The organism is Asanoa hainanensis, from assembly GCF_900188485.1.
GTDB classification, from domain to species: domain Bacteria; phylum Actinomycetota; class Actinomycetes; order Mycobacteriales; family Micromonosporaceae; genus Asanoa; species Asanoa hainanensis.
Genome location: NZ_FZPH01000015.1, coordinates 32008 through 54821, shown reverse-complemented (window position 1 = coordinate 54821; position 22814 = coordinate 32008). Strand labels below are relative to the sequence as shown.

Genomic DNA, 22814 nt, shown 5'->3' with positions numbered 1-22814 from the left:
CCCGGGCACCCGATCCGCGCTACGGGACGACGTCGAAGCGGTCGACCAGCAGGTACGTGCCCGATCGTTTGACGCCGCGCAGGGTGTGTGAGCCCAGCGGTAGCCCACGGACCGTGTAGACGACCTGCTGCGTCAGCCGCGTGGGGTTGCTGGTGTCCACCGTGGCCCGCAGCACGCCGTCCAGGTAGATGTCGACCAGGCCCTGGTCCGAGTAGCGCTCCGACAGGTAGTCGATGCCCGTGCCGGTGAAGGTGTACGTGAACGAGGCGCCGTTCGTGGTGGTGTAGTGCACGTCGTCGTTGTAGTCGCCCAGGCCACGGTTGCTGCTGACGGACCAGCCGGTGCTGTACGTCGCCACGTTGTCGTTCAACCGCTGGGTCGTGGCCGGGTAGAGCTGCGCTTGCGGCACGATCTGCGCCGGGGTGTTGGGGCTGCTCCAGATCAGCTTCAGGTACGCCTCGCCGCCCTGCTCGGTGTGCTCCAGGCGGATGTCGTGCCTGCCCGCCGTCAGGGTGACGCTGCCCTGGTCGACGGTCGGTCCGTGCGGCGTGGTGTTGTTGACGACGAGCTGGCCGTCGATCCACAGCCGGACCGTGTCGTCCGATACGGCGGTGAAGGTGTACGTCTCGGAGTAGCGCGGCTCGATCGAGCCGGTCCAGCGGCCGGCGAAGTTGTCGGTGCCGATCGCGGGCGCGGGGGAGCCGCTGAACCGCCAGGCGTAGTTGACGGTCGGGTCCGTGCGAGTGACGGCGGGCGTACCCGCGAAGGTGGTGTTGTTCCAGAACTCCGCCTTGAGGCCGGTCCCGGTGCCGACCGCCGCGGGCGCCGGGGTGGCGATGTCGGCCTCGATGACGGTGGCGATCGCGTTGGTGGCGCCCCCACTGGGCAGGAAGTCGTAGCCGTCGCCGGCCGCGCGCACGGTGACCGGCGACGCGCTGCCGAGCACCCGCGCGCCGGTGACCGTGAACGGCGAGCGTCGGCTGAGGTGCAGCGTCGACGCCCAACTGTTGACGATCAGATAGAGCTTGTTGCCCTTGCGGGTGACCTTGCCCCAGCTGGGCTGGCCGACCAACCCTGTATAGCCCGCGCCGGTGATGGCCGCGCCGTTGACCGCCATCCAGGTGCCCATGCCGGTCAAAGCGCCGGACTGTCCCGCCGAGACCGTGCCGGTGGGCGTAGGGCCGATGTTGAGCAGCAGGTTGGCGCCGTTGCTCGTCAGGGTGGCCAGGTCGCGTACGAGCTGGGTGGGTGACTTGAAGCTGGCGTCCCAGGCCGCGTACCCCCAGGTGTTGTTGATCGTCAGGCAGGTCTCCTGCAGCTGCGCCGACGGCGGAGAACCGGCGAGCGACTGTTCGGGGGTGCCGTAGTCGCCGTCGACGAGGCGGCGCTTGCCGATCCGGTTGTTGGTGATGACCTGAGGTGAGATTGTGCGGACGAACCGCTCCAGATCCTCGCCGTTCTGCTCCGACCACGGGTTGGTGGGGTTGGTCTCGGTCCACTCGCCGTCGAACCACAGCAACGCGGGGTCGTAGTTGGTCACGAGCTCCTGCAGCTGAGCCTTCATCTTGGTGACGTAAGCCGGGAAGTTGCCGACGAAGTCCGGGTCGTGCCAGTCCCAGATCGAGTAGTAGAACCCGAGCTTGATGCCGTTGGCGGTCGCGGCGTCCTTGAGCTCGCGCAGCAGGTCACGGGAGAAGCCCGCGTGGTCGCGCAGGTTCCACCGGTTGACCCGGGTGGGCCACATCGCGAACCCGTCGTGGTGCTTCGAGGTGATGACGATGTATTTCTGACCGGCCTGCTTGGCGAGCTGCACGATCGCGTTCGCGTCGAACGACGCGGGGTTGAAGCTGGCCGCCTTCGCCTCGTAGTCGCTCCACGAGATGTTGCACTGGCGCTTGATCCATTCGGCGTCGCGACAGGATCCGTACTGACCCTGATAGACCGCGTACGGTCCGAAGTGGATGAACATGCCGAAGCGGGCCTCGTCGAACCAGCGGGTGCGCGACCCAGTCAACGCGTCGTCGACGACGTAGTTGTCACCCGGTGCGGCAGCGACCGGCGCGGACGGCACGACGACCGCGGCCGCCAGAGCGAGCAGCAGCGACAGTCCGATCCGAAGCGTTGCGCGCATGGTGCCCTCCCTGGGGACGGTCGAGGGATCGAGGCTTCTCGATTATGTTCCCCAAACATCGGACGACCGTCAATGATTTGGCACCGAGGAGGAACAAACTCAGGGCATCCCCTCGAATTCATCGGACGAGTCCCGAGTAGGTGGAGAATGCACTCCGTGGCGAACACCGACGCGCGGCGACGCTGGCGGGAGCAGCAGCTCGCCGAGCGGCAGAGACAGCTCCACCCGGATGTCGCGCAGGGCGACCTGGAGGGATTCGCTCTGCTGCGGCCGGACGGATCCCTGACGGCCGAGGTCGTCCACGTGCAATGGATGGACAACCACCCGGCGGGTCCCGACACGCACGTGACGATCTCGTTCGCGGACGGGTCGAACGTGGAGCTCGCCTTCGACGTCGCGGTCGTGAAGGTCGCACCGTCCGCGCACCCGGGGCGCACCGCACGCGGCTAGCGGGTCGCGAGGCAAGCCGCGGTGGGCGTCGGGATCGCGGCCGGGCCGACCACCCGGTTCCCGGTGTTGAAACCCCCGGTGACCGTGTGCAGCGGCTGCCCGGCGGCGTCGTACGCGGTGATCGTCAGCCGTTCCGGACCCCGGTACTCGCGCGGCCCGCCGTTGGCATCGGGTGGCAGCGGCTTGGCGGCGCGGAGCACCCAGAACAGCGTCCACCCCTCTGCCTGAGCCACCGTCGCCTCAGCTGCGTGGCCCTCGGAGGCGACCGTGATCCGTTGGGCGGCGCCGCCGTACACCCCGACGTCCAGTACGTCGTTGGCGCCCAGGACGAGCTGGGTGCTCTGGAACCACCAGGTCTTCCCCTCGACGGTGAAGCCGCCCGAAGGGCTCCGGGGGAGACCGGTCAGCTCCCACGGCAGCACCTGGCCGGTCGACCAGTCCCGGAACGCGGTGGTGAACCCCGCATGGTCCGGCGTGCCGAGCAGACCCACGACGACGGCGTACGCTCGCCCGCCCGGCTCCTGGATGTTGACCTCGGTGTCGAACGGGGTGCCCAACCACGGCGGGCCGGGGCAGGCCGGCGCGGTGGCCGGCGGGTTCGCCGCCGGGTCTCCGCCACGCGGCGCACGGTCCAGGGCGGGGACCCCCGCGGCGGCGACGACGAGGGCGACCCCCGCCGCCACCGCCGCGTTCCGCACTGCTCGCCGGCGACGAGCCCGGCGGCGGATCCGGTCCATCGTAACGGTGGGCTGCAGGTCTTCGGTCGCGTCGTGCAGCGCCCGGCGCAGGTCGTCCAGGTCTGGCATCACACTCTCCCGGTGCGAGCGGTCAGCTCGGGCGAGACCCGCAGCTTCTTCAGGGCACGGGCGTTGGTGCTCTTCACGGTGCCGACGGACACGCCCAGCTCGGCGGCGGTGTCGCGTTCGGTGCGGTCCAGGAAGTAGCGCAGCACCACGACGGCCCGCTCCCGGTGGGTGAGGGTCCGCAGGGACCGCATGATGCTGTCGCGGGTCGCGAGGTCGCCGCCGTGGTCGGCAGCCGAGGCGCGTTCGGGCGGATGGCTGGTGACCAGCTCCCGCCGGCGCAGCCGGCGCCACCAGTCGGTGTGCAGGTTCACCAGCGTGCGGCGGGCGTAGCCGAACGCGTCGCCGGACCGCACCCGCGGCCAGGCCAGGTAGGTGCGGGCCAGCGCGTCGGCGACGAGGTCCTCGGCGCGATGAGTGTCGCCGCCCGTCAGCAGGCAGGCGACCCGGAACAGCTGCCGCGAGCAGCCCCGGACGAAATCCTCGAAGCTCTCCGGCTCCGCCATGCAACCCTCCCCGGTTCCACCCACATACGAAATCGGGCCGCGAAAGGTTGCGGGCGCACTAAAATAGGTCGGATGCGAGAAGCCGACGGGTGGCCCGCCCTCCCGGTGGCGGCCTGGCAGCCGACCCGCGACACGGTCCAGCTCTGGACCCAGATCGTGGGCAAGACGCGGCTCGCGCTCGCGCCGCCGGCCAACCACTGGTGGAACGTCACCCTCTATGTCAACAGCACCGGCCTCACCACCTCGCTGATGCCGTACGGCGATCGGGGTGTCGAGATCGCCTTCGACTTCGTCGACCACGTCCTCGACCTCCGCACGACGACGGGCGAGAGCCGCCAGTTGGCGCTCGAGCCGCGCAGCGTCGCCGACTTCTACGCGGAGTACCGGGCGCATCTCGCGGACCTCGACATCGACGTCACGATCAACCCGCTGCCGGTCGAGCTGCCCGACGTGATTCCGTTCGACCAGGACGAGACGCACGACTCCTACGACCCGGCCGCGATGCACGCGTTCTGGACCTCGCTGGTGTCGGCGGACCGGGTCCTCAACACGTTCCGCGCCGAATATCGCGCCAAGGTGTCGCCGGTGCACTTCTTCTGGGGCGCGTTCGACCTGGCCGTGACCCGCTTCTCGGGCCGGCCGGCGCCGCGGCACCCCGGCGGCGTGCCCAACTGCCCCGACCGGGTCATGTGGGAGGCGTACTGCGACGAGGTGTCCAGCGCCGGCTACTGGCCGGGCGGCCGGGACGAGGGACTGTTCTACTCGTACGCGTATCCCGAGCCGCCCGACTTCCGCGCCGCGCTCGCCGGCTACGACGAGGAGCTGGGGGAGTTCGTGCTGCCGTACACGGCGGTCCGCAGCGCCGCCGACCCCGACGCCGTGCTGCTGGACTTCCTGCGCGGCACCTATGCCGCGGCCACCACGTCGGGCACCTGGCCGGCCGGCTAGCCTGTTCCGGTGGCCGACGCCGACGACGTCCGTACCCTCGCGCTCGCGCTGCCGCACGTGGTCGAGATCGAGAGCGACGGCTTCGACTTCCGCGTGGGCAACAAGGGCTTCGTCTGGTCCTATCCGGAGCGTCAGCCCGGCCGCCCGCGCGTCATCCGCACCGACATCGCGGTCCTCTACGTCGGCGACGAGGCCGAGAAGCAGGCGCTGGTGCTGGGCGAACCCGGGATCTTCTTCACGACACCGGCGTACGACGGCCTCCCGCTCGTCATGCTCCGGCTGGCCAAAGTGGACGTCGCCCGGTTGCGCGAGCTGATCGGCGACGCCTGGCACATGCGGGCAGACCCGGAGTTGCGGGCGTCGGACACGCTGTAGTCATGGCTGTCAGACTCCCGCCGCGCTGGTTCGTCGTCGGAGCGTGGCACACCCACCGCGGCATCTACCGCCTCACCTTCGGCAAGCTGGGCCTCCGGCGTGCGCGCGGCTCGGGGTGGGGAATCATGCGGCTGACCACGACCGGCCGGCGCACCGGCCAGCAGCGCGCCGTGCTGCTCGGCTACCTCGAAGACGGCCCGAACCTCGTCACGCTGGCGATGAACGGGTGGGGCGACGGCGAGCCGGCGTGGTGGCTCAACCTCCAGGCCCACCCGGACGCCCGGATCGAGCTGCCCGGCGGGTCCCGGCAGATCCGCGGGTACGCGGCGACCGGCGCCGAGCGGGCCCGCCTGTGGGACCGCTGGCGCGCCGTCGACAAGGACCTGGACGGCTACGCGGCGCTGCGCTCGCGGGAGACGGCCGTCGTGGTCCTGGAGCCGGCGTGACGATCATCGAGGAGACCGACTGGGCCGGTCTGCACGACAGGAACGGGTCGGCGCACCCGGACACGCCCGCGCTGCTGCTGGGGTTGACGTCAGACGACCCGTACGCCGTCGAGGCGGGGCTCGCGCACCTGTCGCTCGAGTTGATCGAGTACCCGAACGTCTATTCGGCCGCCGTGCCCGCCGCCCGGTACGTCGCCGGACTCGTCGGCGACCCGCGCTGCCCGCGCCGGGCCGACCTGTTGGCGTGGCTGGGCAGGGTGGTCGACGCGGTCAGCGACGCCATGGTGCGTGAGTTCGTCGACCTGGCCGGGTACTCGCCGTTGGATTACCCCACCTCGACGTTTCAGCAGATCCGTGAGCTGCGGCCGCAGCTGGTCGCCAGCGTCGAAGCCTGCGTCGACGACCCGAATCCGGTGGTCAGCAGAGCGGCCCGTGCCGCGGTGGCAGGTATCCGGGCCTGAGCTCAGCCGGCGGTCGGCTTCCGCACCGACGGCAGCAGCGCCAGCGCCGGCACCAGCACCAGCGGCACGACGAGCAGGGCCCGCAGGATGCCGACGTGGTCGCCGAGGAAGCCGACGAAGGGCGGGCCGGCCAGGAACGCGGTGTAGCCCAGGACCGCCACGACGCTGACCCGCGCCGGGGCGCCGGCCTCGTCGTCGGCCGCCGCGCTCATACCGACCGGGAAGCCGAGCGACGCACCCAGGCCCCACAGGGCCACCCCGCCGAGGGCGACCGCCGCGCTGCCGGCGAACACCACGACCACGGTGCCGGCGGCCGCGACCAGCATCGCGGCGAACAGCACCGGGACCCGGCCCCACGCGTCGAGCGCGGTCGTGCCGACCGTGCGTCCCACGGTCATCGCGACGACGAACACGCCGAACGCCGCCGCACCCGCCGCCTCGCTGACGCCGTGCCCGTCGACGAAGGCGAGCGCCAGCCAGTCGTTGGCGGCGCCCTCGGTGAATCCCATCACCAGCACGAACAGGCCGATGAGCAGGACGCGCGGGTCGCGCCAGGCGGCCAGCAACTGGGGACGGGCTTTCGCCGATTCGCCGTCCGATGTGGAGGCGAGGAACCAGCGGGCGGCGGCGACCGTGCCGGCGCCCATGGCGACGGCCGCTACGGCCAGGTGCACGCCGATCGGCACACCCAGCCGGGCGCACCCGGCGCCGACCAGCGCGCCGGTGACCGTACCGAGGCTCCACGCCGCATGGAACCGCGGCATGATCGTGCGGCCGAGCCGGCGCTCGACGGCGGCGCCCTGGACGTTCATGGCGACCTCGCACGTGCCGCTGCCGTAGCCGACGACGAACAGGCCGATGCCGACCAGCACCGGCGACCCGAACACGCCGGCGCCGATGCCGACCAGCGCCAGCCCGGCGGAGGCGACGGCGGTCACCGCGGCCACGGTCCGTGCCGTGCCGAGCCGGTGGGTCAGCACGCCGGCCACCGGCAGGGCCGCCACCGCACCGGCGGAGACGGTCAGCAGCAGCAGGCCGAGCTGGCCGGCGCTGAGCTCCAGGGCGTCCCGGGCGGCCGGCACGCGGGCGAGCCACGACGACAGCGCCAGGCCGTTGAGCCCGAAGACGACGGCGACGGCCGTCCGCGCTCGCAGGACTTCGCGCGGGATGGTGGCGTACATCCGGAGATCCGACCGTTGAGACCGCTCTCATGGCAAGGCCGAGTGGCGCCGGTCACGCCGAGCCTGGTTAGGGTGGCGGCGTGTCTGACGCTTCGGGGTATCGCGAGCTAGGAGAGGCCGCCTGGGCCTGGGTGCTGGGCCAGGTCCGGTACGACGACGGGCCGTGGCTGCCCGAGGTGGTCGGCGACGAGCCCGCTCGGGTGGCAGACGACCGTGACTCGTTCTACGCCGGCATCGGCGGGCTCGCTCCCGTGCTCGCCGAGATCCGCTGTCATCGCGAGCTGAGCGATGCCGAGGCGGCACTGGCGGCGGGCATCGTCGAGCGGCTGGCCGGGGCGTCGGACCGGAGCGACCCGGCGTTGTACGAGGGCCTGGCCGGTGACGTGACCGCCCTGCGGCTGCTGGCCCCCGGGCGGGAGCGCGCGGCGCTGGAACGGCTGGCGGCGCTGCGTACGCCGGCGGGCTGGGAACCCTCGCCGGCTGTCCGCGAGTTGTTCGGCGGCATGATGTCCGACGTCATCTCCGGCAGCGCCGGGGTCGTGATGGCCGCGGCCTGGGCCGGTGGCGAGGCCGCCGCCGAGATCATGACGACCGGGGGCGAGGCGCTCCTGCGGGCCGCCGAACCGACCGGGGCCGGCCTGGACTGGCGGATGCTGCCGGGATTCAAGTCCAGCAACCCCAACTTCTCGCACGGCACGGCCGGCGTGGCGGCGGCGCTGGCCGTGGCCGGACACGCCCTCGACCGGCCGGACTTCGTGGCCGCCGCGCGACAGGGGGCCGAGCACCTGGTGGACATCGCCGCGCTGGACGACGGCGGTTTCGTCGTGGAGCACACGATCCCGCGGTCGCAGCGCGAGGTGGAGCCGGTGACCTACAACTGGTGCCACGGCCCCGCCGGCACCTCGCAGGTGTTCGCGGCGCTGGCCCGGGCCGGGGCCGAGCGGGTCGGCGACTTCGAGGTCGGTGAGCTGCGCCGGCGCTGCTTCCACTCGATCCTGACGTCCGGCCTGCCGCAGCGGCTCCGCCCGGGCTTCTGGGACAACGACGGGCGCTGCTGCGGCACGGCCGGCGTCGCCGACATCCTGCTCGACGCGGCCCAGGACAGCCCGGATTCGCGGGACGCGGCGGAGCTCATGCGGGGCGTCGCGACGATGGCCGACGCGCTGGTGTCGCGGGCGATCCGGGACGAGGCGGGGGCGCGCTGGCGGTTCGTGGAGTACCGGCAGGACCCGCCGCTGCTGCCGCCGGGCACGGCGTGGATGCAGGGCGCGGCCGGGATCGCCGCGTTCCTGATGCGGTACGCCCGCGTCCTGGAATCCGGGCTGACCGCTGTAGTCGTCGACCGCCCGGACCAGTGGTGGGCCGTGCCCGAGCGACTGTGCGTGACCCGCGCCGCCTGACGGTTTGCCGTTCCGGCAAAGAGCTTTGGCAGTCGACCCCGACGCCGGGCAGGGTGGCGGCATGACCGACGCGAAGTTCTGGGACGACCTCTACAGCAGCCGCGACCAGCTGTTCAGCGGCCGCCCCAACGGTGTCCTGGTCGCCGAGGCCGGCGACCTGCCACCCGGGCGGGCCCTCGACGTCGGCTGCGGCGAGGGCGCCGACGCCCGCTGGCTGGCCGACCGCGGCTGGCAGGTGACGGCGGTCGACATCTCCCGGACGGCCCTGGACCGCGCCGCCGCCACCGACTCCGGCCGGGTCACCTGGATCGCGCTGGACCTGACAGAGGTGCCGCCGCCGGGGGAGTACGACCTGGTCACCGCCCAGTACTTCCCCCTGCCGAAGCAAGCGGGCGCCGCCGGACCGTGTGGCCTGGTCGCTGCGGTCGCACCGGGCGGCCTCCTACTCGTGGCCAGCCACGACCCGGCCGACCTCCCACCGGGCGAGGACCACGGCTTCGACCCGGCGGACTACTGGCACCCGACGGACATCGCTGCCCTGCTCGGCGAGGACTGGACGATCCTGGCCGACGAGTCGCGCCCGCGCACGACACCCCCGCCACCCGAAACCCACCACAAGAACGACACCGTCCTGCTGGCCCGCCGCCTTCGCTAGTCCTGGCTGAGGTCGATCACGTTCCCGTCGGTGGCGGGGTGCTGGTTCCGGTCCAGGCGAGGTAGGTGGCGTCGGCCCAGGCTAGGAGTCGCTTCTCGTAGCCGTCGGCAGGGAAACTGCCGTCCACCGCCACGTCGGTGATGGTGACGGCGAAACTCGTGGAGGAGGCGAACTCGGGCGCCGTCACGTCGAACAGTTCAGAACCCGCGTGGCGATGCGAGTTGCGCCGACGGGCCAGGTCGGTCACCGCGTGAAGGGCCGCCTGACCACCGGACCGGTATGCCAGCAGGCACGCCCATCCGAAGTCGTTCCTGCCCCGTGGCCCGAGTGGATGGCCGGGGTGCTGGAGGAAGAAGCACGCCACGGCGGCACCGTGCAGCGGACCCCACGGCGGTTGCCGCGAGTGGTCCAGCGCCAGCAGCCGTTCGAACAGCTCGTCGCAGCTGTACGGCACCTGCCCCGCCCCGCACTCCGCGCAAACCGCCACGCGAGGGATTGTGCCGGATCCAAGCGCGTGCGTACGCTGCCGTCCTTGATCATCTGGAGGGGGAGCAGCGTGGCCACGAAATCTGCCGGTGCGCCGCCGCGGCCGGTCGCGATCGCGTCCGTTCTGCTGGCCGGTGCGGCCGTCCTCGGTGTGCTCGACGTGATCGTGACCCGGCTCGCGATCGGCCATTTCGACGACGCCGCACCCGGCGCGTTGCGGGTCCTGGTGGAGCAGGCCGTCGACGACGCGGACGTGTGGGTCGACCAGATGCGGGGCGCGCTGAACGTCAACGTGGTGGTGGCGGCCTTCGTGATCGTGGTGTTCGGCGTGTTGGCGGTCGCGATCCGGCGACGCTCGCGGGCCGCGCGGGTCGCCGTGTGGGTGGCCGCCCTGGCGGCGGTCTGCCTGCTCGGCGTCGGCATCGCCAACAACCCGGAGTTCGCGCCGACCGACGGCACCGACCCGGTGGTCCAGGCGGCGTGGGACCGCCTGCTGCCCGGCTGGTACTCGGCCGTGCGCAGCTTCCTGACCGCCGGCGAGCTGCTCACCGTGCTCATCCCATCGCTGCTCCTGCTGCGCACGGCCGCCAGCGAGTACTACCGCCCCCAACTGATCGAACCGGGCCTCGGAGCGATCCTGGCCGCCCGCGAGGCCCGCCAGGCCCGCGAGGAGCAGCCCCCGCCGGCCGGGTAAGAAGCCTGGTCGGATTTTCGATAGTTGGCCGGCCCGGTGGTTGAGACCATCCTCGGATGGTGGCCGCTCAGGCCGGGGTCGGGCTGGTCGGGCGGGAGGCCGAACGGCGGGTGCTGGCCGCCCTCGCCGACGACGCGCGCGCCGGGTCGAGCCGGGCCCTCGTCCTCCGGGGCTCCGCGGGCATCGGGAAGACCGCGCTGCTCGACGACCTGGCCGCCAACGCGACCGGCTTCCAGGTCGTGCGGACCACGGGGGTCGAGTTCGAGTCGGATCTGCCGTTCGCCGCGTTGACGGCCCTGACCCGACCCTTGTCCGGACACCTCGACGAGCTGCCCGGCTCGCAGCGGACGGCGTTCCTGGCGGCGACGGCGCAGGCCGACGCGGTCGGGCCCGTCGACCGGTTCGCGGTGTACGCGGCGACCCTGTCCCTGCTGGCCGCCGCCGCGGAGGCCGGGCCACTGCTCTGCGTCGTCGACGACGCGCACTGGCTCGACCGGGCCTCCGCCGAGGCGATGCTCTTCGCGGCCCGCCGGCTGCTCGCCGAGGCCGTCCTGCTCGTCTTCGCCACCCGCGACATCCCCGCGTTCGCCGCGCCCGGCCTTCCCGAGCTCCACCTCGACGGGCTCGACGCCGCGTCCGCCGCCGTCCTGCTGCGCCGCGGTGGTGTCGAGTCGCCGCTGGTCACCCAGCAACTCACCGCGCTGGCCGGCGGCAACCCGCTCGCGCTCGGCGAGATCCCGCTGGCGATGACCGACGACCAGCGCTCCGGCCGCGCACCCGTCGGCGACACGATGCCGACCACCGAACGGCTCGAGCGGGCGTACGCTGCCCAGCTCTCGGCGCTGACCCCGCAGGAGCGGCTCGCCCTGCTGACCTGCGCGGTCGCCGGCACCGCGACGCTGGACCTGGTCCTCGGCGCGCTGCGGGAGCTCGACCTGCCGGCGGACGCGCTGGACGCGGCGACGGCGACCGGCCTGCTGCGCGTGACCGGCCAGACCGTCGAGTTCCGCCACCCGCTGGTCCGCTCCGCCGTGCACGCGGCGGGCGGGCCCGGCGGCCGGCGCGCGGCCCACGCGGCACTGGCCAGAGCCTGTTTCGGCCCGCTCGACGCCGACCGCCGGGCGTGGCACCTCGCGCAAGCGGCGACGGGACCCGACGCCGTCGCGGCCGAAGCGCTCGCCGAGACCGCCGAGCGCGCCAGCCGGCGGGGCGGGGTCGCGGCCGAGGCGGCCGCCTGGGAGCGGGCCGCCGTGCTCACCCCGGACCGGGCGCTCAGCGCCGTCCGCCTGGTCGCCGCCTGCCCGTTGTGGATCGCGGCCGGCGCCGTCGACCACGCGGAACGGCTGATCCGCGAGACCTTCCTGCTGGTCGGCGAGGACCCGGAGACCAAGGCCCAGGCTCTCGCGAACCGGGCCTACCTGGCCGCGCTGCGCGGCGACATCGACGAGCTCTTCGACGAGCTGCTCGCCGCCGCGGAACAGCTCGCTCCGACCGCCCCGGCCCACGCCGGGCGGCTGATCAGCCTGCTGGTCAACGCCCCCAACCGGCGGTGGGACGTCGCGACCATGCTCCAGGTCTGCACCCGGGCCTACGAGCTCGCCGACACGATTCCCAAGGTCGCGGCGCGGCTCGCGAACACGCAGGCGCTCGCCGGGCTGCCCGAGGCGACACCGCTGCTGCTGGCCACCATGCCCGCCGCGATGGCCAGGCGCCCCGACGGGTCGTGCGCCGAGACTGGGATGGTGCTCACCTGGGTCGAGAGGTGGGACGAGGCACGGCGGATGTTCGACCGGGACGTCGCCGGCGCCCGCGAGGTCAACGACATCTCGCTGCTCGCCTACACGCTTCCGCTGCGGGCCGAGCTCGAGCTGCGGCTGGGTCGGCTTTCCGCCGCGTACGCGGACGCGCTCGAAGGGGTCGAGCTCGCCGAGGCGATGGGACAGCCGGTCAACACGGCCGAGGCGGTGGCGGCGCTGGCCCGGGTCGAAGCGGCCCGCGGCGCACCGGAATGCGCGACCCACGCGAGACAAGCCATCGCCCTCGCGCCCGGCCACCTCGGCGTCGAGGCCTATGCGCGCGGCGCGCTGGGTGCCGCTGCCCTCGCGGCCGGCCGCTACCCGGACGCGGTGGCGGAACTGACCATCGTGGACACGATGCTGCGCGCGGGCGGGGTGGTCGACAGCGGTGCGGTCGGCCACGCCGGCGACCTCGTCGAGGCGCTCGCCGCGACCGGGAACACGGCCGAAGCGCGGGCCGTCGCCGCCCGGCTCGACGCGTCAGGCGGTCGGGTGGCGGCGGCGGTCGCGGCCCGCGCGCGGGCCATCCTCGCCGACGACGCCACCGCCGAGGCGGCCTTCGAAAAAGGGGCGCGCGCCGCCGGCCGGGCCCCCGCGCCGCTGGAGCGGGCCAGGACCCTGCTGCGGTACGGCCAGTGGCTGCGCCGCGCGCGTCGCCGGCACCGGGCCCGCACGCAGTTGGAGGCGGCGTTGGACCTCTTCGAGACGGCGGGCGCGGCGGTGTGGGCAGACCGGACGCGGGCCGAGCTGTCCCCGTCGGCCGCCAAGACGCCGGCGGTCGAAGCGGCCGCGGCCGACCTGACCCCGCACGAGTGGCGGATCGCCCACGCCGCCGCGCAGGGACGGACGAGCCGGGAGATCGCCGAGCGGATGCTGCTCTCCGTGCGCACGGTCGACTACCACCTGGGCAACGTCTACCGAAAGCTCGGCATGCGCTCCCGCCGGGACCTCATCCGCCGACTCGGGAACTAGGGATGGTGATCAGCTCGCCGTCGGCCGTCGCCTCCGGGAACAGCTTGTCGATGAGCCGGCGCATCGGCGCGTTGCCGCGCAAGACGTACGCGTACACGTGGTCGTGCCCGAGGACGGCGGCCTCGGCGACGATCCGGCGCACGAGGTCCTCGCCGAATCCCTGCCGGTGCGCCGCGTCGACCACCTCGACCGCGATCTCGCCGACCCGGGTCGGCTGCGTGCGCACGGTGACGAGGCGGGACAGCCCCACCGGGCGCCAGCCGCGGTGGTCGAGCCGCTCGGCGACCAAAGCGACATGCCGCACGCCGTCCACATCGGTCAACGCGCGCCGGTAGGAGCCGGTGAGCCGGGGGAGCGCGGTGTGGTAGCGCAGGAACCGCGACCACGTCGACATGCCCTCGAAGACCTTGACGACCGTGTCGACCTCGCCCGGCCGCAACCGCCGCACCCGACGCCCACCCGCGACAACCATGCAGGGAGCATCGGGCGCGACGGTTGTCGCGCGGATCCGTAGAGCTACCGGTCAACTCGCGACGATGCGACCGTCCGGTTGGCGCACACAGGCGATGGTCCGGTTGGCCGTCGTCGCGGCGGCGGCCAGGCACTGGCCGAGGACCTGGTGGCCCGCGGCGTTCGGGTGCCAGGACTCCTGGCACGTCTGGAAGTACGTGGCGCAGGCGTTGGCGATGCGCTGGATCGCGATCTTGTCCTTGCCGGACAGGCTGGTCACCGGCACGCCGGTCGGCCCGTCCTGCAGCCGGATCGGGGTGGCCAACGCCCCGGTCGGGCTCGCGTCGGTCTCGCAGAGCCGGGCGCCGTCGAAGGCGCGCTGCACGTTGAGGTAGACGATGTCCTCACCGGGGAACTCCGAGCTCAAAACAGACTGTCCGGTGCGGACGATGGTGCCGAGGCCGCCGGAGAACCAGTGGCCGGCGGCGAGGCTGGCCCGGTGGATGGGGCAGCCGGCCGCGTACCGCTCGGCGCCGAGGTCCCGGAACTTGTCGCGGTCGTCGGCCCGCCCGTCCTCGGTCCAGAAGCGCTGGGCCAGGTCGAACGGCAGCGGGTTGGTGTAGTCCTGGAGCACGATCCGGTGCTGCCCGTCCGGGTCGATCTGCTGCAGGGTGGTGACGATCTGCCGCACGGCGGCCACGGTCTCCGCGGTGGCGGCCGTGAGCTGCGCGTCCGTGGCCAGGTCGCTGGTCGCGCAGGGCGCCTGCTCGACCGGGCCGTTGATGTAGGCCCAGAACTCCCACCAGCCGGTCCAGGCGTCGGCGATGAACCGGTTGGCACACTTCTCCGCGACGTTGCCGAACGTGAACTGGCTGTTGTTGGAGCCCAGGCCGATCATGACCAGGTCGATGTCGTGGGTCTGTGCGACGGCCCGCAACTGGTCGAGCTGGGAGGCCACGGTGCGGCCCTTGGCCCGGCTGGCAGACGCGGAGGCGATGTCGTAGGGCTGGCCCCCGGAGCAGGCCAGGTTGAACCGGGCGGAGATGCCCGGCAGTGCCGCCTGCTGGATCGAGGCGTTCGCCGAACGGTGGCAGAAGAAGGCGTTGTTGTTGGCCGCCGACCAGCCGGGGAAGCCCTGCGCGACCCCGTTGAGGTCGGTGACGGCCTGGTAGGCGCCGGCACCCTCACCGCTGACGAAGCTGTCGCCGAGCGCCACGGCGGCGGTCGGCAGGGCGGCGGAGGCGGGTGGACTGCCGCCGAGCACGGCGACGACTCCCGCGGTGAGCGCGGTGAGGGTGGCGGCCAGGAACGCGGGACGACGCATGCGACCTCCAGAAAACATGAAGAATGTTCTGAGATCGCGATCAGATCACCGTCGTACGACGTCCGTCAATATCCGTTGCCTACTGTCGAGCCAGGAGATCGTGGCGTTCGGCCGCGATCGCCTCCAACCGCTCGTGCGCCGCGGCGGTCCGCCGCTGCAGCCGGCCCCGCACGTCGTCCACCATCGCCGCGCACCGGGCGACGTTCTCCTGGGCGCGCTGGATCCGGCCGCGTACGGCCAGGTCGGTGAAGATGTTGTCGAACCACACGTCGACGAACCGCGTCAGCCCGTCGACGGCGAGGTGGGGCGCGGTGGCCTCGGCGGACGGCACGTCGGCCAGCTCGGTGCGCAGCACGGCGAGGCTGCGGTCGGCCCGGGCCGCCGCGGCCGCCGTCGCGTCGAGCCGCGAGTGCTTCATGGCGCTGGCGAGCGGACCGCCACCGAAGAACGTGTCGTACGTCGACCAGCCGGACGCACCCCGCAGCCCGTCCTGGACGAGCGCCAGATCGTCGGCGGCCACCTGAGCCGCTGCCACGGCCTCGGCGATCTCGTGCAGCTCGCCCTGGAGCCGGCCCCGCTCGTCGGCGAGCTCCAGCAGCCGCGTCCGGCGGGGGTCCGCGGAGGCCGCCAGGAGCCGTTCCTTCTCGTCGAGCACCGCGGCGTACGCGGCCGGGGCGTGCGCGAGATCGTCGAGCCGGGCCCGCGCCGCGGCCTGTTCCCGCTGTAGCGCCGCGAGCCGCGCCGAAGCGTCGGCCACCCGGTAGCGGGCCGTCTCGGCCTCGGCCCGTTCGCGGGCCAGCCGGTCGTCGCGCGAGCCGCGCAGCGAGGCCAGGACCCGCGTGAGCGAGAGACCCTCGAGCTTGTCGACGTCGAGCTGCTCGGCGGCCGCCCGGGTCCGCAGCGCGGCGAGCTCCCCGGTCAGCTCGTCCGCCCGCCGGCGCAGGTCCGCGCTGCGCCGGCCGACCACCTCGTGTTCCCGCAGTGCCTCGGCGGCCGAGGCCAACCGTCGCTCGATGTCGTCGCCCATGCGTCCATGGGACAACGACGACGCAACCGAACTAGCTGACCGCCTGCTTCATGAGCTCGGCGATCCGCTTCTCGTCGGCCGCCGTGAGCTTGGTGATCGCGAAAGCCGTGGGGAACATGGTGCCGTCGTCGAGGTGGGCGCCGTCGTTGAAGCCGAACGTCGCGTACCGCGTCTTGAACTTCTCGGCCGGCTGGTAGAAGCAGAGCACCTTGCCGTCCTTGGCCCACGCCGGCATCCCGTAGTAGGTCCGCGGCGTGAGCTCCGGCGCGTTCTCCTTGATGATCGCGTGCAGCCGCTCGGCGATGGCGCGGTCCGCCTTGCCCAGCTCCGCGATCTTCGCCAGCAGGTCGGCCTCGCCGTCCGCACCCTTGCGCGCCGGCTTCTTCAGCTCCGCCGCGCGGTCCTTCATCGCGGCGCGCTCCTCGTCGCTGAAGCCGTCGTAGCTGGCGGTGGTCTTCTTCTTGGCGGTCATCGCTGCCTCCGGTGCGGGTCTCGATCAGGTCGATTCTCATGCTAGGAACGGACCCGGACCGGGCGCTTCTCAGAAACTGACCGGTTCCTCCTCGGCGGTGCGGTGCTCCTGGACCGCCCGGCTGATGCGCCGGTCGGGGACGATCCACAGGACCGCCACGGAGGCGAAACAGGTGAGCGCGACGGCCACGCCGGCGCCGTCCAGCAGCAGGGCGCAGAGGGTTCCGGTGACGAACAGGGCGCCGGAGGCCTTGCCCTTGAGGTCGGTGCCGACCGCCGCCCGCAGCGGCGAGTGCGGCCCCTGCTGCCTGATGATCACGTTCTGCAGCACGACGTACGTGACCGAGGCGACGAGCAGGTTGAGCCCGTAGACGACGACCGGGGTCCGGGCGAAGTGCGACTCGTTGAGCCACGCCGTCGTGAACGGCAGCAGCGACAGCCAGAACAGCAGCGCCAGGTTGGCCCAGAGCACACCGCCGCCGACCTTGCGCACCAGGTGGAACATGTGGTGGTGGTTGTTCCAGTAAATTCCTAAGTAGACGAAGCTGAGCAGGTACGTCAGCAGCGGGATGCCGGTCGTGTGCAGCAGCGCGGAGACGCTGTGGCCGTCCGGCACCGTCAGCTCCAGCACCATGATGGTGATGAGGATGGCGAGCACGCCGTCGCTGAACGCTTCGAGGCGGTTCTTGGGCACCCGGGGTGTCCCTTTCTGTGCGGGGGATGCGGCCCCGGCGACGCTGCCGGGGCCACACCCGGTCCGGGTCAGGCGGCGAGCGCGTCCACGGCGTCGAGGATCGCGTCCGTCACGGCATCGGGCTGCGAGACGCTGAGCGCGTGGGACGCGCCGGCCACCTCGCGTACGCCCTTGGCGCCGGCCCGCTCCGCCATCCAGCGGTGCAGCTCCACCGGGATGTTCAGGTCCTGGTCGCTGAAGACGAACCACGACGGGAGCGACGCCCACGCCGGCGTGGCGGTCGGCAGCCCGGCGGACAGGGCGACCTCGGTGACCGGCCGCTGCGTCGCGCTCATCACGGCGGCCTGCTCGGCCGGCACGTCGGCGGCGAACTGGTGGTGGAACGCGTCGGGGCGGATCGCGAACTCGTTGCCGCCCGTCGCCACCGGGTAGCCGGTGAGCGCCTCGCCGAGGGTGCCGCCCGGGAACTTCGTCGACAGGGTCAGCGCCGACTCGCCCTGGTCCGGTGCGAACGCGCAGACGTAGACCAGGCCGGCCACCTTCTCGTTGCCGGCCGCGGCCTCGGTGATCACCATGCCGCCGTAGGAGTGGCCGACCAGCACCACCGGGCCGTCGACGGAGGCGAGCACGTCACGGACGTACGCGGCGTCGCCCGGGATGCTGCGCAGCGGGTTGGCGACGGCGACGACGTCGACGGACCGGGCGCGCAGCCGCTCGACCACGCCGGACCAGCTGGCGGACTCGGCGAAAGCCCCGTGCACGAGGACAACAGTGGGACGCGAGGTGCTCATGTTCTTCGTTCCTCTCTCGTGGGTGTCACGAGCTGAGACCAGGCACGCCGCCGATCCGTGACAGCGACGGGCGGTGTCACATCCAGCGGGCCTGTCCGGTCATAGCCGAGAGACGAGACAAGCGAGAGGAGCACATCGTGAAGATCGTGGTCATCGGGGGCACCGGGCTCGTCGGCTCGAAGGTCGTGTCCCGGCTCGGCCGGCTCGGGCACGAGGCGGTGGCGGCGGCGCCCGCCACCGGCGTCGACACGCTCACCGGCGCGGGGCTCGCCGACGCCCTCGACGGCGCGGCCGTCGTGGTCGACGCGTCCAACTCACCGTCGTTCGCGGACGACGCCGTGCTGGAGTTCTTCGAGACCTCCACCCGCAACCTGCTCGCGGCGGAGGCGGTGGCCGGTGTCGGGCACCACGTCGCGCTCTCCGTGGTGGGCACCGAGCGGCTGCAGGAGAGCGGCTACTTCCGGGCGAAGCAGGCCCAGGAGAAGCTGATCAAGACTGCGGCCATCCCGTGGTCGATCGTGCACGCCACCCAGTTCTACGAGTTCGTCGGCCGCATGGCCGCCGACGCCGAGGAGGTCGGCACCGTCCGCTTCGCGCCGGTGCTGTTCCAGCCCATGGCCAGCGACGACGTCGCGGATGCGGTCACCGGGGTCGCGATCGGCACGCCGCTGAACGCGACCGTCGAGATCGCCGGACCCGAGCCGTTCCAGATGGACGACTTCTTCCGCGAGGCGCTGTCGTTCCGCAACGACCCGCGCACGGTGATCAGCGACCCCGGCGTGCGCTACTTCGGCGCCGCCCTCGGCGACCGGACCCTGATGCCCGGACCGGACGCGACGCTCGGCGGCATCCGCTTCGGCACCTGGCCGGGCCGCGACGGCTCCCGCAACTAGCCCATCCACCCCACCCGCCACACCTACCTACCTATCGGAGGAACCAGATGAGCGAACTGGAACGCATCGTCGAGGCCGAGCTGCACGACGCCGAGACCAGCCAGCCCGTGGACGAGGCCGTCCGGATGCCGGTCGACGAGTGGATCTTCGACCCGGCGGACGCCGAAGGTGACGAGGTGCGGCTGCGGAGCCTGCTCGGCGCCGTCGAGACGATCGAAAACCCGCCCCGGGCGGGCGCCAACCATGCTACGGAGGAAGGATGACGTCCGCTCAGGCCAACCCGCACGGCAGCCGGGTCGCCGCGCGGGACCACTGCCTGGGCCCCGCCCGGTCCGTCGACGGGCCCACCGGGCCCGCCCGCTACGGCCGCATGTTCCGCGACCTGGCCCCGCTGGGCACCGACCCGCAGCTGCTGATGCGGGCCGGCAGCAACGGCGGCGTCTGCGACTCGGCCGCTGTCCTGGACGAGCTCAACGCCACGGGCGACGACGCCACCGAGGCGGCCGGGTGGCCCTTCTTCGGTCAGATCGTGGCGCACGACCTGACCGCCGACCGTTCGCCGATCGCCGGCGGCGTGGCCACCGAGGCGCTGCTCAACGCCCGCGCCCCGATGCTCAACCTGGAGATCCTCTACTCCGACGGCCCGATCGGCTCGGCGTTCCTGTTCGACCTCGACGATCCGGTGAAGTTCCTGCTCGGCCCGGACGGCGGCGACGTGCCGCGCAACCAGCAGGGCGTGGCGCTGATCGGCGATCCGCGCAACGACGTGCATCTGTTCACGCTGAGCCTGCACGTGGCCCTGCTGCGCGCCCACAACCACATCGTCGACCTGCTCCGCGCGCACGGCGTACCCGAGGCGCAGCTCTTCGACCATGCCCGCACGGCGCTGACCTGGCACTACCAGTGGATCGTGGTGCACGACTTCCTGCCCCGGCTCGTCGGCGCGCCGCTGGTCGAGCAGGTCCTCGCCGACGGCGGGCGCTGGTTCGCCCCGGAGCTGGGCAAGGCGTTCATCCCGCTCGAGTTCGCCGACGCCGCCTACCGCTACGGCCACGGCCAGATCCGGCACACGTACCAGCTGGTCGAGGGCGGCCCGGCGGTGCCGCTCTTCCCCGACCTGGTCGGCTTCGGTCCGCTGCCGGCCGACCGCCGCCTGGACCTCGCGCAGATCTTCGACCTGCCCGGCCGGCAGCGCGCCCAGCGGGCCAAGCGCCTCGACGGCCGGCTCGCGGCGAGCCTGATCGGCCTGCCGGAGCAGGTCACCGGCGCGGTCGACGCCGACGCCTACCGCTCGCTGGCCGTGCGCGACCTGCTGCGCGGCGACAGCACCGGGCTGCCCAGCGGGGAGCGGATCGCGGCGCTGGTCGGCGCCGACCCGCTGACCGCGGACGAGCTCGGCCACGACTGGCCGCACGGCACTCCGCTGTGGTTCTACATCCTCAAGGAGGCCGAGCACCGCGGCGCCAACGGCGACCGTCTGGGCCCGGTCGGTGGCCTGATCGTGGCGGAGGTCCTGATCGGACTGCTCCGGGCCGACGCGGCGAGCTACCTGAGCGTGGCACCGGACTGGGAGCCGAACCTGCCGGCCGTCGGGCCGGGCTACGGCCTGGCGGACCTGCTCACCCTGGGCGTGCCGGCCGACCGTCCGGTGTAGACGAACCTAGGCGAATCCCTCGGCCCGGAGCTGCTCGCCGATCCGGCGCAACCCGTTGCGCAGCCGCCACTTCGCCGTGCCCTCCGGGATGTTCAACGTGCGGGCCACCTCCCGGTACGTCAGCCCCCGGTAGTAGGCCAGCAGGATCGCCTGCCGGTGCGGTGCGGGCAGGTCGGCGATCGCCCGGCGGACCTGCTTGCGCGCGGTCGAGGCGAGCACGTCGTCCTCGACCAGCGCCGGCGGCGGGTCGGTCAGCGCCGCCTGCCGGACGCGCTCCTGCGTGCCCCGGCGCCGGATCCAGTCGATGCCCCGCCGGCGCGCGATCAGCATGAGCCAACCGCGCAGCGGCGCCCGGTGCGGGTCGAAGCGCTCCGGCCGCCGCCACAGGTCGACGAAGACCTCCTGCGTGATGTCCTCCGCGGCGCCCCGGTCGCCGGTGACCTGCAACGCCATCCCGTAGACGACCGGGCCGTACGTGTCGTAGACCTCGGCCAGCGTCGGCTCGTCACCCGCGATGAGCCCGGCCCGCAGGCGCACGTCCTGTTCGTCGGGGATGGCGAGCACGTCAGTCACAACCCATCGTCGCGGCCACGGTGAGGAAGTCGGTGGCGACGTCGCGGTCGCCGCCGACGTCGGCGCTGTGCAGGGGACTGGTGAGGCGCCCGGCCAGCAGGCGGCAGAACCGCTCGGCCGGCATCGAGACCTCGGCGGCGACCGCGCTGCCCGGCGCCGGGGACAGCCGGACCAGTTGGGTGCCGCCGCCGTCGCCGGTCAGCACCAGCCGGACCGCCGACCCCGGGTGCTCCCGGCCGGCGGCGACCATCGCGGCGGGCAGCAGCCGCACCGCGAACGCGACGATGTCGGCCAGCTGCGCCGCGCTCGGCGGCCGGGGTGGCGCCGCCAGCACCGCGCGGACGTCCTCGGCGTGGATCCAGGTCTCGAAACCCCGCTGCACCAACGCTTCCCGCAGCGGCCGCTGGACGGCCGTGCGACCGGCCAGCGGCACCCGCTCGGCCAGGACGGCGGAGTCGGCGTCGCCCAGCGCCGAGACGATCGCGCCGGCCTGGCGCTGCCAGCCGAGGTGAGCATCCGAAGTGGACTCCAGGCGGGCGATGCCGGTCGCGGCCGCGACGGGCGCGTCGCTGCCGCGCAGGTGCACCACGAGGTCGCGGACCGACCGGTGCGGCCCCGAGGGGAGCAGCCACTCTGCCGGGGAGAGCCGGCCGAGCAGCCGGTCGAGCTCGGCGACCTGCGCCGCGTAGATCCCGGTGAGCCGGCCCGCCTCCGCGTCCGGGCGGGGCCGGCCGGCGGGTCGGGCGGCGAGCGCGGCGGACAGGACGCGCGCCCGGAGGTCGGCGGCCGGGGCCTGGGCGCTGGACGCGCCGATCCAGCCGGCGACCCGGCCCAGGTCGGTGGCCTCGGCCGCGCAGGTCGGGCAGTGGCTCAGGTGCTCGGCGACGGAGCGCTCCTCGTCGGGCGGGCACGCCTCCAACGCGTACGCGCCGGCCAGGTCTCCGGTGTGGCGGGGTTGAGTCATCTCGATCCTCGGTTCATGCATCGATGCGGCTGAGCCTAACGAGATTTGGTAGGAAAGCTGCCGGATCAGGGACAGGACAGACGTCGTACGCACGAGTGGTCGATGTGGACGGCTGACTGTGACGCGGGTCACTCGACCCGGGTCGGCAGTGCCCCACTCGTGCGCACCGGATCCAGCACGAACAGCGTCGTGTAGCGCCGCACGTTGGGCGCCTCGTCGAACAGCCGCTTCGCGACCTCGGTGTGGTGGGCCATGCCGCTGCACGCCACCATGACGACGTAGTCCCACTCGCCCGAGACGTCGTAGGCCTGCTGCACCTCGCTCGCGGCGAGCAGCCGCTCGCGGAACTCCTGATGGCGCCGGCCGGACTCGCGCTCGAGGGTCACGAGACACACCGCCAGCAGCACGGCCGGCACCCGGGCCGGGTCGAGCAGGGTCACCTGACGGGCGATCAACCCGTGCCTGCGGTAGCGGTCGATGCGCCGCTGCACCGCGCTCGGCGACAGCGAGACGAGGTCGCCGAGCTCGCGGAGGGTCCGCCCGGAGTCGCGCTGCAGGAGGCCGAGCAGCTCGTGGTCGACGTCGTCGAGCGCGAGGGGCTTCGGCACGCGATAATTTCGCGCCGCGGCGGCAATCTTTACAATCGGTTACACCGCTGGTGCCGCTAGC

The 22814-nt window shown here is 72.8% G+C and carries 26 protein-coding genes; 12 read left to right on the top strand and 14 right to left on the bottom strand.

The genetic code is table 11. The annotated features are described in order from the left end of the window. Positions 1-19: 19 nt before the first annotated feature. Positions 20-2131, bottom strand: coding sequence for an alpha-L-fucosidase (locus tag CHC05_RS30270; protein WP_089254028.1), 2112 nt, complete (start codon positions 2129-2131; stop codon positions 20-22). Positions 2132-2287: 156 nt separating this feature from the next. On the opposite strand from CHC05_RS30270, the gene CHC05_RS30265 reads away from it, so the two are divergent. Beyond that, positions 2288-2581, top strand: a complete 294-nt coding sequence (locus CHC05_RS30265; RefSeq protein WP_144022835.1) for a hypothetical protein — start codon at positions 2288-2290, stop codon at positions 2579-2581. Here CHC05_RS30265 and CHC05_RS30260 read toward each other — a convergent pair. Together CHC05_RS30260 and CHC05_RS30255 are read right to left on the bottom strand one after the other, a co-directional pair. Next, on the bottom strand, positions 2578-3387 hold the full coding sequence (locus CHC05_RS30260; protein ID WP_089254026.1) for a hypothetical protein: 810 nt from the start codon (positions 3385-3387) through the stop codon (positions 2578-2580). The genes CHC05_RS30265 and CHC05_RS30260 overlap by 4 nt on opposite strands. Further along, a complete protein-coding gene (locus CHC05_RS30255; RefSeq protein ID WP_089254025.1) occupies positions 3387-3890 on the bottom strand; it encodes a SigE family RNA polymerase sigma factor in 504 nt (167 codons plus the stop codon). The genes CHC05_RS30260 and CHC05_RS30255 overlap by 1 nt, the downstream gene beginning before the upstream one ends. 72 nt (positions 3891-3962) lie before the next feature. On the opposite strand from CHC05_RS30255, the gene CHC05_RS30250 reads away from it, so the two are divergent. The 4 genes from CHC05_RS30250 to CHC05_RS30235 are packed head-to-tail and all read left to right on the top strand — an operon-like array spanning position 3963 to position 6120. Next, on the top strand, positions 3963-4838 hold the full coding sequence (locus tag CHC05_RS30250) for a DUF5996 family protein (protein ID WP_089254024.1): 876 nt from the start codon (positions 3963-3965) through the stop codon (positions 4836-4838). 9 nt (positions 4839-4847) lie between these two features. Then, a complete protein-coding gene (locus tag CHC05_RS30245) occupies positions 4848-5213 on the top strand; it encodes an MmcQ/YjbR family DNA-binding protein (RefSeq protein WP_089254023.1) in 366 nt (121 codons plus the stop codon). A gap of 2 nt (positions 5214-5215) precedes the next feature. Continuing rightward, positions 5216-5659 (top strand): nitroreductase/quinone reductase family protein, encoded by a 444-nt coding sequence (locus CHC05_RS30240; RefSeq protein WP_089254022.1) that lies wholly within the window; start codon positions 5216-5218, stop codon positions 5657-5659. Next, on the top strand, positions 5656-6120 hold the full coding sequence (locus tag CHC05_RS30235; protein ID WP_089254021.1) for a hypothetical protein: 465 nt from the start codon (positions 5656-5658) through the stop codon (positions 6118-6120). The genes CHC05_RS30240 and CHC05_RS30235 overlap by 4 nt, the downstream gene beginning before the upstream one ends. A gap of 2 nt (positions 6121-6122) precedes the next feature. Here the strand turns inward: CHC05_RS30235 and CHC05_RS30230 are convergent, their stop codons facing one another. After that, positions 6123-7301 (bottom strand): MFS transporter, encoded by a 1179-nt coding sequence (locus CHC05_RS30230; protein WP_089254020.1) that lies wholly within the window; start codon positions 7299-7301, stop codon positions 6123-6125. Between the two features lie 80 nt (positions 7302-7381). Between CHC05_RS30230 and CHC05_RS30225 the strand changes: the two genes are divergently transcribed. Then, entirely contained in the window at positions 7382-8701 is a 1320-nt protein-coding gene (locus tag CHC05_RS30225; RefSeq protein WP_089254019.1) for a lanthionine synthetase LanC family protein, read from the top strand. Between the two features lie 61 nt (positions 8702-8762). Continuing rightward, positions 8763-9356: a class I SAM-dependent methyltransferase gene (locus CHC05_RS30220; RefSeq protein ID WP_089254018.1), complete on the top strand. Its 594-nt coding sequence runs from the start codon at positions 8763-8765 to the stop codon at positions 9354-9356. 16 nt (positions 9357-9372) lie between these two features. Here CHC05_RS30220 and CHC05_RS30215 read toward each other — a convergent pair whose 3' ends face one another. Further along, complete coding sequence (locus CHC05_RS30215) at positions 9373-9843, bottom strand: DUF5946 family protein (RefSeq protein WP_089254017.1); 471 nt, start codon at positions 9841-9843, stop codon at positions 9373-9375. Positions 9844-9912: 69 nt separating this feature from the next. Here CHC05_RS30215 and CHC05_RS30210 point away from each other — a divergent pair, with 69 nt between their 5' ends. Beyond that, positions 9913-10536: a hypothetical protein gene (locus CHC05_RS30210; RefSeq protein ID WP_089254016.1), complete on the top strand. Its 624-nt coding sequence runs from the start codon at positions 9913-9915 to the stop codon at positions 10534-10536. Positions 10537-10592: 56 nt separating this feature from the next. Then, positions 10593-13304 (top strand): AAA family ATPase, encoded by a 2712-nt coding sequence (locus CHC05_RS30205; RefSeq protein ID WP_089254015.1) that lies wholly within the window; start codon positions 10593-10595, stop codon positions 13302-13304. Here CHC05_RS30205 and CHC05_RS30200 read toward each other — a convergent pair. The 6 genes from CHC05_RS30200 to CHC05_RS30175 form a co-directional block, all read right to left on the bottom strand. Further along, positions 13282-13776, bottom strand: coding sequence for a GNAT family N-acetyltransferase (locus tag CHC05_RS30200; RefSeq protein WP_144022834.1), 495 nt, complete (start codon positions 13774-13776; stop codon positions 13282-13284). The two genes, CHC05_RS30205 and CHC05_RS30200, sit on opposite strands and share 23 nt — an antisense overlap. A 51-nt stretch (positions 13777-13827) precedes the next feature. Beyond that, positions 13828-15078 (bottom strand): SGNH/GDSL hydrolase family protein, encoded by a 1251-nt coding sequence (locus CHC05_RS30195; RefSeq protein ID WP_089254013.1) that lies wholly within the window; start codon positions 15076-15078, stop codon positions 13828-13830. 79 nt (positions 15079-15157) lie between these two features. After that, positions 15158-16105, bottom strand: coding sequence for a hypothetical protein (locus CHC05_RS30190; RefSeq protein ID WP_089254012.1), 948 nt, complete (start codon positions 16103-16105; stop codon positions 15158-15160). A 31-nt stretch (positions 16106-16136) separates the two neighbouring features. Next, positions 16137-16577 (bottom strand): iron chaperone, encoded by a 441-nt coding sequence (locus tag CHC05_RS30185; RefSeq protein WP_089254011.1) that lies wholly within the window; start codon positions 16575-16577, stop codon positions 16137-16139. A gap of 69 nt (positions 16578-16646) precedes the next feature. Continuing rightward, a complete protein-coding gene (locus CHC05_RS30180; RefSeq protein WP_089254010.1) occupies positions 16647-17270 on the bottom strand; it encodes a TMEM175 family protein in 624 nt (207 codons plus the stop codon). A 68-nt stretch (positions 17271-17338) separates the two neighbouring features. After that, on the bottom strand, positions 17339-18061 hold the full coding sequence (locus CHC05_RS30175; protein WP_089254009.1) for an alpha/beta fold hydrolase: 723 nt from the start codon (positions 18059-18061) through the stop codon (positions 17339-17341). A gap of 137 nt (positions 18062-18198) precedes the next feature. Between CHC05_RS30175 and CHC05_RS30170 the strand changes: the two genes are divergently transcribed. The 3 genes from CHC05_RS30170 to CHC05_RS30160 are packed head-to-tail and all read left to right on the top strand — an operon-like array spanning position 18199 to position 20608. Next, entirely contained in the window at positions 18199-18954 is a 756-nt protein-coding gene (locus CHC05_RS30170) for an SDR family oxidoreductase (RefSeq protein ID WP_089254008.1), read from the top strand. 47 nt (positions 18955-19001) lie between these two features. Then, entirely contained in the window at positions 19002-19217 is a 216-nt protein-coding gene (locus CHC05_RS30165) for a hypothetical protein (RefSeq protein WP_089254007.1), read from the top strand. After that, complete coding sequence (locus CHC05_RS30160) at positions 19214-20608, top strand: peroxidase family protein (protein WP_089254006.1); 1395 nt, start codon at positions 19214-19216, stop codon at positions 20606-20608. Before CHC05_RS30165 ends, CHC05_RS30160 begins: the two co-directional genes overlap by 4 nt. 6 nt (positions 20609-20614) lie before the next feature. Here the strand turns inward: CHC05_RS30160 and CHC05_RS30155 are convergent, their stop codons facing one another. From CHC05_RS30155 to CHC05_RS30145, 3 genes are all read right to left on the bottom strand, one after another. Then, entirely contained in the window at positions 20615-21181 is a 567-nt protein-coding gene (locus CHC05_RS30155; protein ID WP_144022833.1) for a sigma-70 family RNA polymerase sigma factor, read from the bottom strand. After that, on the bottom strand, positions 21174-22145 hold the full coding sequence (locus tag CHC05_RS30150) for a maleylpyruvate isomerase family mycothiol-dependent enzyme (protein ID WP_089254004.1): 972 nt from the start codon (positions 22143-22145) through the stop codon (positions 21174-21176). The genes CHC05_RS30155 and CHC05_RS30150 overlap by 8 nt, the downstream gene beginning before the upstream one ends. A 128-nt stretch (positions 22146-22273) precedes the next feature. Further along, positions 22274-22753, bottom strand: coding sequence for an Lrp/AsnC family transcriptional regulator (locus CHC05_RS30145; RefSeq protein WP_089254003.1), 480 nt, complete (start codon positions 22751-22753; stop codon positions 22274-22276). Between the last annotated feature and the right edge of the window lie 61 nt (positions 22754-22814).